This is a genomic window from Pannonibacter sp. CBAS1226, assembly GCF_055685825.1.
On the sequence record NZ_JBVOUO010000002.1, the window covers coordinates 315,390 to 328,500 of the forward strand.

Here is a 13,111-nt window from a genome sequence, read left to right on the forward strand (position 1 = left end):
GGTCATCGCCCGATACCTTGGTAGCTGTTCCTGAAAGGAGACCTTTCGCCTTTCCCGAAGCTGTGACAGCATCCCGCCCGGGAGATTCTTCAAGATGAAAGAACTGACACTCCGGCAGGTTGAGGTCATCCGCGCCGTGATGATGGCCGGGACGATTGCGGGCGCCGCCAAGCTGTTGAACGTGTCTGCGCCCGGCGTCAGCCGCCTCATCAAATACACAGAGGATTCGCTCGGCGTGCGCCTGTTCGAGCGCAAGGCGGGGCTGTTCGTGCCGGTGCCCGAGGCGCAGAAGGTCTTCGACATGGTGCATCAGGTCTACCGGCAGATGGAGAACCTGAACCAGGCGGTGTCCTCCCTGCACAAGGGTGAGGAATTCACCCTGTCGATTGCCTGCGCCCCCTCGATTGCCCAGTTCATCGCCGCACGCGCCATCCGCAATGTGCGCCAGCGCTTTCCCGATCTCTTCATCGATCTCAACATCCTCAAGATCGAGGAGACCCTCGATTACCTGCTGCTGGAGCGCGGCGAGTTCGTGATCATGAGCTCGGCCATGGACAATCCGGCGGTGGATAGCCAGAAGCTGGTGGAGGGGCGGCTTGTCGCCGTGGTGCCGGAGGGGCACCGGCTGGCAGCAAAGCCGGTCATTTCCGTGCATGACCTCATGGAAGAGCCGATCATCGGCATCGATGAGAGTGATCCATACGGGCGCATCCTGTCCCACCCTTACCGGGACGCCGGGCTGGAGCCGCGCTTTTCCATGCGCGGGCGCTTTGCCCAGACGATTGTCAGCCTCGTCCGGCATGGGCTGGGTGTTTCGGTGATTGACGAGTTCTCGGTGGCGGAGGTCTACATGCCTGGCCTCGTGCGGCGCCCGCTGAAGGAGCCCGCGTCAATCAACGCCTGGGTGCTGACCAAACATGGACGGCAGCTCTCCAGCTTCGCCGAATTCACGGTCGAGCGTTTCCGCCACGAACTCCAGCGCGCCCGTGCCCGCGAGGCCTGGGACCCCGCACCTTCAGCAACGGGAACGGGCTGAGAAGCTGGATTAACATCATGTTACCATGACGGCAAAATCGGTATTTGCTGTTATCTCTGACTTCTGGCAATCAAGAGTTCGGGCGGCTCAAAAGGAGAATGGGCCGGGACCGTTCAAATGGGAGGATCTTCATGAAGAAGACGCTTATCGGCGCAGCTCTTGCGCTTGGGCTTGCTGTTGTTCCGGCTCTTGCGGAATATCCGGACAAGGAAATTCAGGGCATCATCCAGTGGGGCGCAGGCGGCTCCACCGACACGGTGATGCGCGCCGTCACCCCGCATGCCGAACAGGCGCTGGGCGGCAAGATCATCATGCAGAACGTCACCGGCGGCGTTGGCGCTCTGGCGCTCAACATGGTCGAGGCCGGTGATGCCGATGGCTACACCATCCTGTTCGGCGCGGAAAACCCGCTGCTCTACAAAGTGATGAAGCTGGGTGAGAAGGACTATTCCGACTTCACCCCGATCAATGTTCTGGCGCGCGGTATCCCGATCCTGGTGGCCCGTCCGGATGCTCCGTTCAACACCTTTCAGGAGATGATCGCCTATATCAACGCCAATCCGAAGGCGGTGAAATTTGGCTCCACCGGTCCGGGCGGCCTGCCGTCTGTCGTGACCGCGATGATCAACCAGAAGACGCCGATCGACGTGACCTTCGTTCCCTACGACGGTGACGGCCCGGCCCTGACCGCCCTGCAGGGCGGCGCCATCGACGTGATGCCGGCGGTGCTGGGCGCTGCGGTCGAGAACATCAAGGCCGGCACGATGAAGCCGATTGCCCTGTTCGACGTCGAGCCCACCCCGGCCCTGCCGGACGTGCCGACCATCGTGTCCACCAACCCGGAATTTGCCGAACTGCTGCCCTGGGGCCCGTTCTTCGGCATTTTCGTGAAGAAGGGCACCCCGGATGACGTGGTTGCCAAGCTGGTGGCCGCATATCAGGAAGGCGCCAAGAACGAGGACTTCCTCAAGCTGATGGACAGCCGCGGCTTCAAGATGATGTCCTATTCCGGCGCCGAGGCGGAAGACTTCCTGTCGAAGTGGCAGTCCACCACCAGCTGGCTTGTCTGGGAAGCGGGCCTTGCCAAGGCCTCGCCTGAGGAATTCGGCATTCCCAAGCCCTGATCCTCGCCATAAACCAGAAAACGCCGCCTGATCTTCCGGGGCCTGGCCGCCGACGGCAAAGGGAAAGCACCCTGCCGGGCCTCGGGAAACGCTTCTGAAGCAGCCTGCATCATGCATGATTTCATGCGCGGCAGGCTGCCGAAGAGGGGCGGCGTTTTGCATGGGCAGGTGGTAAAACCCTGCCTGCCTGATCCGGCTGCTGGAGGTCACATGGAAAACCCGCAACCCCGCCGCTCCTTTGAACTGGTTTTCAGCTTCTTCATGTTCGGCGCCAGTCTGTTCCTGTTCTACACCGCTTACGGGATTTCCGGCTTTGAGGCCTTGTCCGCACCGGGCGGCGTGCCGATGATGACGACCGGTCTGATGACCGTGACCTCCGGCATGGTGCTGATCCAGACCCTGCGCAAGCCCGCGGAAGGCAACCAGTGGGCCCTGCGCGAGATCCTGCCGCTGCCGGTGGTGCTGATGACCGTGCTGATCACGGCCTATGCCTTCCTGCTGAAGCCGCTTGGCTTCATCCCCACGTCCTTCCTGTTTCTGGTCATCGGCATCCGCATCCTGACCCGCCGCAACTGGGGCTGGACGGTGATGGTCTCGGCCTTCAGCATTCTTCTGATCTGGGTGATCTTCCGGCTGATCTTCTCGGTGCTGATGCCCGCCGGCATCGTGCCGGAGGCGGAAATCCTCGCCTTCTTCCGCAAGCTCATGGCGTAAGGCAGAGACCCTGATGGATATTCTCAACGCTCTTCTCGTGCCGCTGCTGGACATCAAGCTGCTCGCCCTCATCGCGGCAGGCACCATGGCCGGCATCTATATCGGCGCCATTCCAGGTCTGTCGGTAACGATGGCCGTCTCCATTCTCATCTCTTTCACCTTCTCCTGGGACGTGCTGCCCGCCCTGTCGCTGATGATCGGCATCTTCATGGGCGGGGTGTATGGCGGCTCGCGCACGGCGATCCTCCTGAACATCCCCGGCGCGCCTTCGGCCATCGCCACGGCGCTGGACGGCTATCCCATGGCCCAGCGGGGCGAAGCGGGTGAGGCCATTGGCGTCACCACCGTCATGTCCTTCTTCGGCGGCCTGATCGGCATTCTGGTGCTCGCCCTGGCTGCGCCTGCCGTATCCGATTTCGCCATCCGCTTTCAGCCGCGCGACTTCATGCTGCTGGCCATTCTCGGCCTGCTGCTGGTTGGCTCCCTGTCGGGGGAAAGCCTGGTGAAGGGCGTCTTCGCAGGCTCTCTGGGCCTGATGATCGGCTCTGTCGGCCTCGACCCGCTGACCATGGACCAGCGCTTTACGTTTGGCTCCCCGTCGCTGATGGGCGGCATCTCCTTCATTGCCGTGATGATCGGCATGTTCGGCGTGTCCGAAGCCCTGATGCAGCTGCACACGATCAAGTCCGAAGCGGTGAAGCAGAAGATCAGCCGCATCGTTCCGCGCTTCAGCACCATCCGCAAGCATCTGCCGTTGTCGCTGCAGACCTCGGCCATCGGTGTCGTCGTCGGTGCGCTGCCCGGCACGGGCGGGGATATTGCCGCGCTGATGGCCTATGATCACGCCAAGCGTGTGACGAAGGATCCGGAAGTGCCCTTCGGCAAGGGCGCCATCGAGGGGCTTGTTGCCCCCGAGACGGCGAACAACGCCGCTGTCGGCGGGGCCTTCATCCCGATGATGACGCTCGGCATCCCCGGGGATGCGGTGACGGCCATCATGATCGGCGCGCTGTTCATCCACGGCCTCAATCCGGGGCCGCTGCTGATGGTGCAGCAGCCGCACATGTTCTGGTTCATCGTCAGCGCGCTGATGATCGCCAACTGCTTCATGCTGCTCTTCGGCCTCACCGGCATCCGCCTCTTCGTCAAGGTGGTGGAACTGCCGCGCGGGCTGCTGATCCCGCTGATCCTGCTCCTGTCCATCGTCGGCGCCTATGCGGTGAACAACCGGCTGGGAGATGTCTACTGGATGCTGGGCTTCGGCGTGCTGGGCTATTTCATGCGCCTTTATGGCTATTCCCTGGGCCCCGTCATTCTCGGCGTGATCCTGTCGCGCCTTCTGGATGACAACTGGCGCCGGGCCATCATCTCGGAGCAGGAAAGCCTGCCCATGCTGTTCAAGGGCATTCTCACCAGTCCGCTTTCGGCCACGCTGATGGCCGGTGTGGTGCTGATCCTTCTGTCCAAGACGCCGCTCTGGCGCCGCATTTTCCGCAAGCGAGCCTGACACGCCATGTCCGCATCCTCTCCCGCTTCATTGCCGCAGACCGGCACCATCCGCCTCGGCCTCATCGGCGACAACATCGCCGCCTCATCCTCTCCCCGCCTGCATGTGCTGGCGGGGCTGCAGAACGGGCGCGTGGTGACCTATGACCGGCTGGTGCCACGGGAGATGGGCATGGAATTCGACCCTCTGTTTGCCCATGTGGCGGCAGATGGCTACCGGGGCGTCAACGTCACCTATCCCTACAAGGAGCGGGCGGCGGCCAAGGTTCAGGTCGATGATCCGCTGGTGCGGGCCATCGGGGCGGTCAATACGGTGATCTTCGAGGACGGTAGGGCACGCGGCTTCAACACCGACTATTCCGGCTTCATCGCTGCCTATCGCGCAGTGCGCGGCGATGCAGCGCCCGGTCCCGTTCTGATGATCGGGGCAGGGGGCGTCGGCAAGGCGGTTGCCTTCGGCCTCATCGCACTGGGCCTTGCCGAAATCCGCATTGCCGACCGGGATGTGGCCAAGGCCGATGCGCTGGCCGAAGCGCTGAAGGCCGTGCGGCCGGAGCTCGTCACCCGCACCGGACCGGAAGCCGCAGAGCTATCCACTGGCGTCAGCGGCCTCATCAACTGCACGCCCGTCGGCATGGTCGGCTACGGCGGCACCCCACTGGAGCGGGCGCGCATGACGGGCGCTGCCTGGGTGTTTGATGCGGTCTACACACCCGTCGACACGCCTTTCCTCAAGGATGCGGGAGCCGAAGGCCTGACCATCATATCGGGCTATGAGCTATTCTTCGGGCAGGGCGTTGATGCCTGGGCCATCTTCACAGGACTGCCGCTCGATCATGGCCGCCTGCGCCAGGATCTCCTCAAGCCGGAGTGAACCGATGCTGAATTCGATCGCCACCGTTTCCATCTCGGGCAATCTGCCGGTCAAGCTGGAGGCCATCGCCAAGGCGGGCTTTCAGGGGATCGAGATCTTCGAGCAGGATTTCATCGCTTCGGACCTGAGCCCCGCCGATGTGGGCCGCATGGTGCGCGATCACGGGCTGACCATCACCCTGTTCCAGCCTTTCCGGGATTTCGAGGGCCTGCCGGAACCCTACCGCGCCCGCGCCTTTGCCCGTGCGGCGCGGAAATTCGATCTGATGAACCAGCTGGGCACCGACCTGATGCTGGTCTGCTCCTCCGTGCATCCGGCAGCCATGGGCGGTATCGACCGGATGGCGCAGGACTTCCACGAACTGGGCGAGCTTGCCGCCCGCTTCGGCGTGCGTGCCGGGTTCGAGGCACTGGCCTGGGGGCGTCATATCAATGACCACCGCGACGCCTGGGAAGTGGTGCGCCGTGCGGACCACCCGCGCATCGGCCTGATCCTCGACAGTTTCCACACGCTCGGGCGCGGCATTCCGCCGGATTCGATCCGCGCCATTCCCGGCGACCGCATCTTCTTCGTGCAGCTGGCCGATGCTCCGGCCATTCCCATGGACCTGCTCTACTGGTCGCGCCACTTCCGCAATATGCCGGGCGAGGGCGATCTGGATGTGACCGGCTTCATGCGGGCGGTGCTCTCCACCGGCTATTCCGGGCCGCTGTCGCTGGAGATCTTCAACGACCAGTTCCGCGCCGGCCTGCCGCGCCTTGTGGCGCTGGATGGCCACCGCAGCCTCATCGACCTGCAGGACCGGGTGCGCCGGGCCGAACCAGCGCTGACCGTCGATCTGCCGCATTTCCCCGCGCCTGCCCCCGTGGAAGGTGTCGAGTTCCTCGAAATCGCCACCTCGGAAGCGGAAGAACCGGCCATCGCCGCCTTCCTGACGGCGGCAGGCTTTGCGCCCGTGGCGCGGCACGTCTCCAAGCCGGTGACGCGCTGGAGTCAGGGCGCGGTGAACATTCTCGTCAACACGGCCGTCACCGGCTTTGCCCACACCGCCTATGTCACCCACGGCACCACCGTGTCCGAAATCGCGCTGAAGGTGCCCGATGCCGCCGCTGCCGCCGGGCGGGCGCAGGCGCTGCTGATCCCGGCCCATCAGAGCCATATTTCCGAAGGGGAGCTGGCCATTCCGGCCGTGCGCGGCCATGGCGGCAGTCTGCTGCGCTTTGTCGATGGCGGGGAGATGCTGGGCCGCCTGTGGGATGTGGACTTCCGCCCGCTGCCCGATGCCGGCAAGGCTGGTGCGGGCAAGGCTACGGCCTCCGCAGGTGCCGGGCTGACGCGCATCGACCACATCGCCCAGACCATGGCGCATGACGAAATGCTCAGCTGGTCGCTGTTCTACCACGCCCTGTTCGATGCCCGCCGCGCGCCCATGGTGGATGTGGCCGATCCGGATGGGCTGGTGAAGTCGCAGGCGGTGGAAACCGGCGCGCTGCGCGTCACGCTCAACGGAGCGGAAGCCCGCCACACGCTGGCCGGGCGCTTTGTGAAGGAAAGCTTCGGATCCTCCGTCCAGCATATCGCCTTTGCCACGGATGACATCTTCGCCACCGCCGCCGCGCTCAGCGCCCGTGGTTTCCCCATCCTGCAGATCGGCGCCAACTATTACGCCGACGTGGAAGCCCGCTTCGGCCTCGATCCGGCACTGGTGGCCCGCATGAAGGCTGCTAACGTGCTCTATGACGAGGATGCAGGCGGCAGCTTCTTCCAGCTCTATTCGCAGACCCGTCCGGAAGGGCTGTTCTTCGAATTCGTCCAGCGCGGCGGCAACTACGCCGGCTACGGCGCCCCCAACGCCCCCTTCCGCATCTCCGCCCAGAAACGGGCCTTGAGGCCCGCAGGGATGCCGCAGGCGGAGTGAATCTGCGCGGAAAGATGGTGGTTATTCCAGGCTGCACGCGATAGGCTGCTTAACAGTCGTATTGCGTATTTTGCACCATATAAGGTACATTGCAGCATGGTCGATCAGAAGCGGCTGGCAGCGCGGTTCTTTGAGAACAGCAGCGGGCGGGTGCCGGTTCGGGAATGGCTTCTTGAGCTGAAGCCCGAGGATCGCAAGATCGTCGGGTTTGACATTCGCACGGCGGAATTCGGATGGCCTGTCGGTATGCCGCTCTGCCGGGCGATGAGCTCCCACAAGGGGCTTTGGGAGATCAGATCAAATCTGACCGATGGCAAAATCGCGCGCGTGCTGTTTTGCATTCACGGCGGATCAATGGTGCTGCTGCACGGCTTCATCAAGAAGACGCAGAAGACACCCAAGGCCGATCTGGATCTGGCGGCAAGGAGAATGAGAGGTCTGACATGACGGCTGATGTGGAGCAAGGCAAGGCAGGCACCCTGTTTGAGGACTTTCTCAAGGAGGAGGGCATTCATGAGGAGGCGACAGAGCAGGCAGTGAAGCGGGTTCTGGCCTTTCAGCTTGCCGAGGCGATGAAGGCGCAGAAGATCAGCAAGGTGGAAATGGCAAGGCGGTTGCAGACAAGCCGCTCGCAGCTGGACCGCCTGTTGGACCCGGATAACGACAGTGTCACACTCGCCGTTCTTTCCCGTGCAGCACGCATCGTCGGGCGGGAAATCAGACTGGAACTGGCTTGAGGTTTTGGGCTTTGGCGCTGCACGCCAAACGGATTTCATCTCGAAATCCGTTTGGCAATTGAAAGCCGCAAGATATCAGCGATGATCAATGTGCAAGTAATTTAAAGACGTAAGGAAGGAAGGAAGATGGTGCTGCAAGAGAGGATTGAACTCTCGACCTCTCCCTTACCAAGGGAGTGCTCTACCACTGAGCTACTGCAGCATCTCCGGGCGGACCCGCTGGCCTTTTGTCCGGTGATCCGGAAGGCCGTTCGTGACCGACGCGCTGTGGCGCCGCGAACGGGTCGGCTTGTGCCATAGAAGGCTGGACATGGCAAGCGCTTATCGTGCTGATTTTTCCGCGTGCCTGTGGACAGTTTGCCGGGCAGGGAAGGGGGATGCCTTCCGGTGGCGGAAAGCATAAGCTATTCCTTGGAAAATTGGAAACAGCAGGGATGGCGATGACCAGGCAGAACAAGCCGGACGGGCCTAAGCCCGGCTCCCGCGAGGCGCGCCTTGCCGAGGCGCTGCGGCAGAATCTGAAGCGGCGCAAGGCGGCAGACCGCCAGCGCCGCGAGACGGCGGCAGGACCGCTTGAGGCAGACGATGGTGCCGCAGCGCCCGCCGGGCAGGGTGGGGATGCGGACGCGGTGCCGCAGGCGTGATGGCGTCAGATGAGGGCATGCGGGAGTGGCGGGAAGCTGCGGACCCCTCGTGCTGCCGCAAGGCGGAAGCAATGCAGGCAGGGCGGTGTGCCACGCTGCCTTGCCTCAGCCTTTATCCCGGTGTAGAGCCGGGCCAGTTTTCTATTTGCCGGCAGGCCTGAGACCTGCCCAATCAGGTGATTCAATGGACAGCATCAAGATCATCGGCGGCGCGCAGCTCAATGGCGTCATCCCGATTTCCGGCGCCAAGAATGCGGCCCTGCCGCTGATGATCGCCTCGCTCCTGACGGACGAGACGCTGACGCTGGAAAACGTGCCGCGCCTGCGCGACGTGGCGCAGCTGACGCATATCCTGTCGAACCATGGCGTCGACTATTCGGTCGATGGCAAGCGCACCGGCGTTGACGAGCTGCGCGGCCAGACGCTGCATCTGACGGCGCGCGCCATTGTGGACACGACCGCGCCTTACGAGCTGGTGTCGAAGATGCGTGCCAGCTTCTGGGTCATCGGCCCGCTGGTGGCGCGCATGGGCGTGGCCCGCGTGTCGCTGCCGGGCGGCTGCGCCATCGGCACCCGGCCGGTGGATTTCTTCATCGATGGCCTGAAGCAGCTGGGCGCGGAGATCGAGATCGAAGCGGGTTATGTGGTGGTCAATGCGCGCAAGGGGCTGACCGGTGCGCATATCACCTTCCCGCGCGTCTCTGTGGGGGCCACCCACACGCTGATGATGGCGGCGACTCTGGCCAAGGGCGAGACCATTCTGGAAAACGCCGCCCGTGAGCCGGAAGTGGAAGACCTTGCCAATTGCCTGAAGGGCATGGGCGCGAAGATCGAAGGCGCCGGCACTTCCACCATCCGCATCGAGGGCGTGCCGCGCCTCAAGGGCCACCGCCATGCGGTGATCGCCGACCGCATCGAGACCGGGACCTACGCCATGGCGGTTGCCATGACCGGCGGCGACGTTGTGCTGCAGGGCGCAAGGCCTGAGCTTCTGGACGAGGCGCTGAACGTGCTGCGCCAGACAGGCGCGGACATCACGCAGGTGGAAGACGGCCTGCGCATCTATCGCAATGGCAACGGCATTGCGCCGGTGGATGTCACCACCGAGCCGTTCCCCGGCTTCCCGACGGACCTTCAGGCCCAGTTCATGGCGCTGATGACGCGGGCGGGCGGTCAGAGCCGCATCACTGAGACCATCTTCGAGAACCGCTTCATGCATGTGCAGGAGCTGGCCCGCCTGGGTGCCCGCATCCGCATCGACGGCAAGACGGCCATCGTGGACGGCGTGGACAGCCTGCGCGGCGCCCCGGTGATGGCGACGGACCTGCGCGCCTCCGTGTCGCTGGTGATTGCCGGTCTGGTGGCCGAAGGCGAGACGAATGTGAGCCGCGTCTATCACCTCGACCGTGGCTTCGAGCGGCTGGAAGAAAAGCTCGGCCGCTGCGGCGCCATGATCGAGCGTATCTCGGCGTAATTGCTGCGTGCGGCAGGCGTGGTGCACGGCCTGCCGCATTGTCAAACGGCCCCGGACGCGCTAGGCAACGGATTGGAATGGCGGGAGCTCTCCCGCCCTTTGCCACAAGCCTTCCGGAGACAGAGCCGCCCATGGACCTGCTGAAACTTGCCGCCCTCGATGAGGAAGATCTGGCCGTGGTTTCCGCCCATGTGCAGGACGCGGTGCTGAGTGTTGGCGACATCCGTTACCTGCCGAAAGAGCGCAAGGTGATTGTCGCCATGAACCGCTTCGTCTGGGACAAGGCGGAAGACCGGCGTTCGCGCACGCATGAAAGGCGCCGCTCGGCGCTCGCCTTTGCCCGCGTAACGGCGATGCGCGCGGCCCACATCCGGCAGGAGGCGAAGGGTGCCATCCTGTCGCTGCTGGCCATCCGCTTCGAGCCGGGGGCGGACGCCCCTTCCGGCACGGTGCGGCTGGAATTTGCCGGTGGCGGCACGCTGGCGCTGGATGTGGAATGCATCGAGGCGCAACTGACCGATCTTGGCGCGGCCTGGGCCACGCCCAACAAACCTCATCATCAGATCGACTGAGATTTTTCCAGCTGGCGGGCGCAGGTTTGCCGGCGACAAGCGGCGCGGCCCCTTGCAGGGTGAGCCGGCGCCGCGAAAAGGCCTTGCAAGGAGACAGACGTGGCAATCCGGCTTTCTACCGCAGATGCAGATTTCGAGACCCGCTTCAAGGACCTGCTCGCAGGCAAGCGCGAGGCGTCGGAGGATGTGGATCAGGTCGTCCGCGCCATTCTGGACGATGTGCGCACGCGCGGCGATGCGGCCGTCGTGGACTATACCAACCGCTTCGACCGGGTGAGCGTCTCTTCCATTGCAGAGCTCAGGGTGACGGCTGAAGAGATCGAGGCTGCCACTGCGGCAGTCGAGCCGGCGACGCTTGATGCGCTGAAGCTGGCGCGGGACCGCATCCACTCGCACCACGCCCGCCAGATGCCGAAGGATGACCGCTATACGGATGCTCTGGGCGTCGAGCTTGGCTCGCGCTGGACGGCGGTGGAGGCGGTCGGCCTCTATGTGCCCGGCGGCCTTGCCAGCTATCCCAGCTCCGTGCTGATGAATGCGGTGCCCGCGCTTGTCGCCGGGGTGGAGCGCATCGCTATGGTGGTGCCCGCGCCGGACGGGGTGCTGAACCCGCTGGTGCTGGCGGCAGCCAAGGTGGCGGGGATCACGGAAATCTACCGCATCGGCGGCGCGCAGGCTGTGGCGGCGCTTGCCTATGGCACGGAAAGCATTGCGCCGGTGAGCAAGATCGTCGGACCCGGCAACGCCTTTGTGGCCGCCGCCAAGCGCCGGGTCTTCGGGACGGTGGGCATCGACATGATCGCAGGCCCTTCCGAAGTGCTGGTGGTGGCCGATGCGGACAACAATCCGGACTGGCTGGCAGCGGACCTTCTGGCGCAGGCCGAGCATGATCCGGTGGCCCAGTCGATCCTGATCACCGATGACGAAGGGCTGGCGGCTGCCGTGGAAGCGGCGGTGGAGCGCCAGCTGAAGACGCTGCCGCGTGCGGAAGTGGCCTCGGCCAGCTGGCGCGATTTCGGTGCCGTCGTCATGGTGAAGGATCTGGAGGAAGCCATTCCGCTGATCAACCGGCTGGCGCCGGAGCACCTCGAGCTGGCGGTGGAAGATCCCGAAGCGCTGCTGGGCCGCGTGCGCAATGCGGGCGCCGTGTTCCTGGGCCGCCACACGCCGGAAGCCATCGGCGATTATGTCGGCGGTTCCAACCATGTTCTGCCGACCGCCCGTTCGGCGCGTTTCTCGTCCGGCCTGTCTGTGCTTGACTTTGTGAAGCGGACGTCGATCCTTAAGTGCGATGCGCAGAGCCTCAGGGCTCTTGGGCCTGCGGCAATTGCCCTGGGCGAGGCGGAAGGCCTCAGCGCGCATGCAAGGTCCGTTTCCATCCGGCTCAATCTGGGAGCCGAATAGGCAAGCGGCTGGGAGGAGGACAGCATATTGAGGGCTCTGACGGGGAAGGTGCGAGCCGTATGACCTTGGTGGAAAGCAGTGCGTCCTCCGGCGCCGGAGAGGGTTCCGGCGAAGATGCTTCAGGCCGTCTTATCGATGTCATTCTCGATGAGGCGTCCATTGCCCGTGCGGGGCCCGACATCGAGCATGACCGGGCCGTGGCCATCTATGACCTGATCGAGGAAAACAGCTTCTGCCCCAGCGGGCTGGGGGGCGGCCGCTTCGTGCTGCGCCTGTCCGTCGTGGAAAAGAAGCTGGTGTTCCAGATCACCAGCGAGGGCGGCGAGGATGTGGCCACCCATGTGCTGTCGCTGACGCCGCTGCGCCGCGTGGTGAAGGATTACGACCTGATCTGCGAAAGCTACTATCAGGCGATCCGCCATGCGACGCCCAGCCAGATCGAGGCGATCGACATGGGCCGGCGCGGCGTGCACAACGAGGGGGCAATGGTCCTGAAGGAGCGGCTGGAGGGCAAGGTGGAGATTGACCAGCCCACGGCCCGCCGCCTCTTCACCCTTGTCTACGCCTTGCACTGGAAAGGCTGAGCACCATGACCGGGCCGGGCTCCCGTCCGACTGCGGTCCTGTTTGCCTGCAGCATGAACGCTGTGCGTTCTCCCATGGCTGCAACGATTGCCCGCAGCCTGTTTCCGGGGCAGGTCTACGTGCGCTCGGCCGGCGCACGCAAAGGCGAGCGTGACCCGTTCGTGGATGCGGTGATGGCCGAAATCGGCATGGACGCCAGCACCCATCAGCCCAAGACGCTGGAGGATCTGGACGAGTCCGGCTTCGACCTTGTGATCACCCTTTCGCCGGAAGCCCATCACAAGGTTCTGGACCTGACCCGCGCCGATGCGGTGGACGTGGAATACTGGCCAACCATGGATCCGACCATCGTTTCCGGCAGCCGCGACCAGATTCTGGACGCCTACCGTTCGGTGCGTGATCAGCTGATGATGAAAATCAAGAAGCGGCTGGGCTGGACGCCGCCACCCAGCGGGTGATACAGAGAAGCGAAAGAGCTGGGAAGCTGCTGCGAAGCGGCCCTTTTCCGCCCTCACGCCTGAACC

General features: G+C 64.1%; 14 protein-coding genes and 1 tRNA gene. 14 read left to right on the forward strand and 1 reads right to left on the reverse strand.

What is annotated here, in order from left to right:
- Positions 1-94 precede the first annotated feature (94 nt).
- The 8 genes from AC0CMF_RS08480 to AC0CMF_RS08515 all read left to right on the forward strand — a co-directional run bounded on the left by AC0CMF_RS08480 (position 95) and on the right by AC0CMF_RS08515 (position 7,909).
- Positions 95-1,036, forward strand: a complete 942-nt coding sequence (locus AC0CMF_RS08480; protein WP_374628535.1) for a LysR family transcriptional regulator — start codon at positions 95-97, stop codon at positions 1,034-1,036.
- Positions 1,037-1,167: 131 nt separating this feature from the next.
- Positions 1,168-2,160 carry a tripartite tricarboxylate transporter substrate binding protein gene (locus AC0CMF_RS08485; RefSeq protein ID WP_019962928.1) on the forward strand — a complete coding sequence of 331 codons (993 nt, stop codon included), beginning with the start codon at positions 1,168-1,170 and terminating at the stop codon, positions 2,158-2,160.
- Between the two features lie 210 nt (positions 2,161-2,370).
- Positions 2,371-2,874, forward strand: a complete 504-nt coding sequence (locus AC0CMF_RS08490; RefSeq protein WP_019962927.1) for a tripartite tricarboxylate transporter TctB family protein — start codon at positions 2,371-2,373, stop codon at positions 2,872-2,874.
- 13 nt (positions 2,875-2,887) lie between these two features.
- Complete coding sequence (locus tag AC0CMF_RS08495) at positions 2,888-4,381, forward strand: tripartite tricarboxylate transporter permease (RefSeq protein WP_019962926.1); 1,494 nt, start codon at positions 2,888-2,890, stop codon at positions 4,379-4,381.
- A 6-nt stretch (positions 4,382-4,387) separates the two neighbouring features.
- Positions 4,388-5,254 (forward strand): shikimate dehydrogenase family protein, encoded by an 867-nt coding sequence (locus AC0CMF_RS08500; protein ID WP_374628536.1) that lies wholly within the window; start codon positions 4,388-4,390, stop codon positions 5,252-5,254.
- A gap of 4 nt (positions 5,255-5,258) precedes the next feature.
- Complete coding sequence (locus AC0CMF_RS08505; RefSeq protein WP_374628537.1) at positions 5,259-7,172, forward strand: bifunctional sugar phosphate isomerase/epimerase/4-hydroxyphenylpyruvate dioxygenase family protein; 1,914 nt, start codon at positions 5,259-5,261, stop codon at positions 7,170-7,172.
- Between the two features lie 96 nt (positions 7,173-7,268).
- Positions 7,269-7,619 (forward strand): type II toxin-antitoxin system RelE/ParE family toxin, encoded by a 351-nt coding sequence (locus AC0CMF_RS08510; protein ID WP_122519540.1) that lies wholly within the window; start codon positions 7,269-7,271, stop codon positions 7,617-7,619.
- Positions 7,616-7,909, forward strand: coding sequence for a helix-turn-helix domain-containing protein (locus AC0CMF_RS08515; RefSeq protein WP_058900474.1), 294 nt, complete (start codon positions 7,616-7,618; stop codon positions 7,907-7,909). Before AC0CMF_RS08510 ends, AC0CMF_RS08515 begins: the two co-directional genes overlap by 4 nt.
- A gap of 127 nt (positions 7,910-8,036) precedes the next feature.
- Here the strand turns inward: AC0CMF_RS08515 and AC0CMF_RS08520 are convergent.
- A tRNA-Thr gene (locus tag AC0CMF_RS08520) sits at positions 8,037-8,111 on the reverse strand.
- Positions 8,112-8,349: 238 nt separating this feature from the next.
- On the opposite strand from AC0CMF_RS08520, the gene AC0CMF_RS08525 reads away from it, so the two are divergent.
- From AC0CMF_RS08525 to AC0CMF_RS08550, 6 genes are all read left to right on the forward strand, one after another.
- Entirely contained in the window at positions 8,350-8,553 is a 204-nt protein-coding gene (locus AC0CMF_RS08525; protein ID WP_122521133.1) for a hypothetical protein, read from the forward strand.
- Between the two features lie 184 nt (positions 8,554-8,737).
- The gene (murA, locus tag AC0CMF_RS08530) at positions 8,738-10,027 is read left to right on the forward strand and encodes a UDP-N-acetylglucosamine 1-carboxyvinyltransferase (protein WP_122519541.1); all 1,290 of its coding nucleotides are present in this window, start codon (positions 8,738-8,740) and stop codon (positions 10,025-10,027) included.
- A 131-nt stretch (positions 10,028-10,158) separates the two neighbouring features.
- Positions 10,159-10,599, forward strand: a complete 441-nt coding sequence (locus tag AC0CMF_RS08535) for a DUF2948 family protein (RefSeq protein ID WP_374628538.1) — start codon at positions 10,159-10,161, stop codon at positions 10,597-10,599.
- 99 nt (positions 10,600-10,698) lie between these two features.
- Positions 10,699-12,003 carry a histidinol dehydrogenase gene (gene hisD / locus AC0CMF_RS08540; protein ID WP_122519543.1) on the forward strand — a complete coding sequence of 435 codons (1,305 nt, stop codon included), beginning with the start codon at positions 10,699-10,701 and terminating at the stop codon, positions 12,001-12,003.
- A gap of 59 nt (positions 12,004-12,062) precedes the next feature.
- Positions 12,063-12,587 carry a UPF0262 family protein gene (locus AC0CMF_RS08545; protein WP_050470963.1) on the forward strand — a complete coding sequence of 175 codons (525 nt, stop codon included), beginning with the start codon at positions 12,063-12,065 and terminating at the stop codon, positions 12,585-12,587.
- 5 nt (positions 12,588-12,592) lie between these two features.
- Entirely contained in the window at positions 12,593-13,045 is a 453-nt protein-coding gene (locus tag AC0CMF_RS08550; protein ID WP_050470964.1) for an arsenate-mycothiol transferase ArsC, read from the forward strand.
- The last annotated feature ends 66 nt before the right edge of the window (positions 13,046-13,111 follow it).

Bases quoted from the DNA above. Each gene is read 5' to 3' on its own strand.
- AC0CMF_RS08505 (WP_374628537.1), top strand. From the start codon at position 5,259: ATGCTGAATTCGATCGCCACCGTTTCCATCTCGGGCAATCTGCCGGTC.
- AC0CMF_RS08480 (WP_374628535.1), top strand. From the start codon at position 95: ATGAAAGAACTGACACTCCGGCAGGTTGAGGTCATCCGCGCCGTGATG.
- AC0CMF_RS08545 (WP_050470963.1), top strand. From the start codon at position 12,063: ATGACCTTGGTGGAAAGCAGTGCGTCCTCCGGCGCCGGAGAGGGTTCC.
- AC0CMF_RS08550 (WP_050470964.1), top strand. From the start codon at position 12,593: ATGACCGGGCCGGGCTCCCGTCCGACTGCGGTCCTGTTTGCCTGCAGC.
- AC0CMF_RS08535 (WP_374628538.1), top strand. From the start codon at position 10,159: ATGGACCTGCTGAAACTTGCCGCCCTCGATGAGGAAGATCTGGCCGTG.
- AC0CMF_RS08500 (WP_374628536.1), top strand. From the start codon at position 4,388: ATGTCCGCATCCTCTCCCGCTTCATTGCCGCAGACCGGCACCATCCGC.
- AC0CMF_RS08515 (WP_058900474.1), top strand. From the start codon at position 7,616: ATGACGGCTGATGTGGAGCAAGGCAAGGCAGGCACCCTGTTTGAGGAC.
- AC0CMF_RS08485 (WP_019962928.1), top strand. From the start codon at position 1,168: ATGAAGAAGACGCTTATCGGCGCAGCTCTTGCGCTTGGGCTTGCTGTT.
- AC0CMF_RS08510 (WP_122519540.1), top strand. From the start codon at position 7,269: ATGGTCGATCAGAAGCGGCTGGCAGCGCGGTTCTTTGAGAACAGCAGC.
- AC0CMF_RS08495 (WP_019962926.1), top strand. From the start codon at position 2,888: ATGGATATTCTCAACGCTCTTCTCGTGCCGCTGCTGGACATCAAGCTG.
- murA (WP_122519541.1), top strand. From the start codon at position 8,738: ATGGACAGCATCAAGATCATCGGCGGCGCGCAGCTCAATGGCGTCATC.
- AC0CMF_RS08525 (WP_122521133.1), top strand. From the start codon at position 8,350: ATGACCAGGCAGAACAAGCCGGACGGGCCTAAGCCCGGCTCCCGCGAG.
- AC0CMF_RS08490 (WP_019962927.1), top strand. From the start codon at position 2,371: ATGGAAAACCCGCAACCCCGCCGCTCCTTTGAACTGGTTTTCAGCTTC.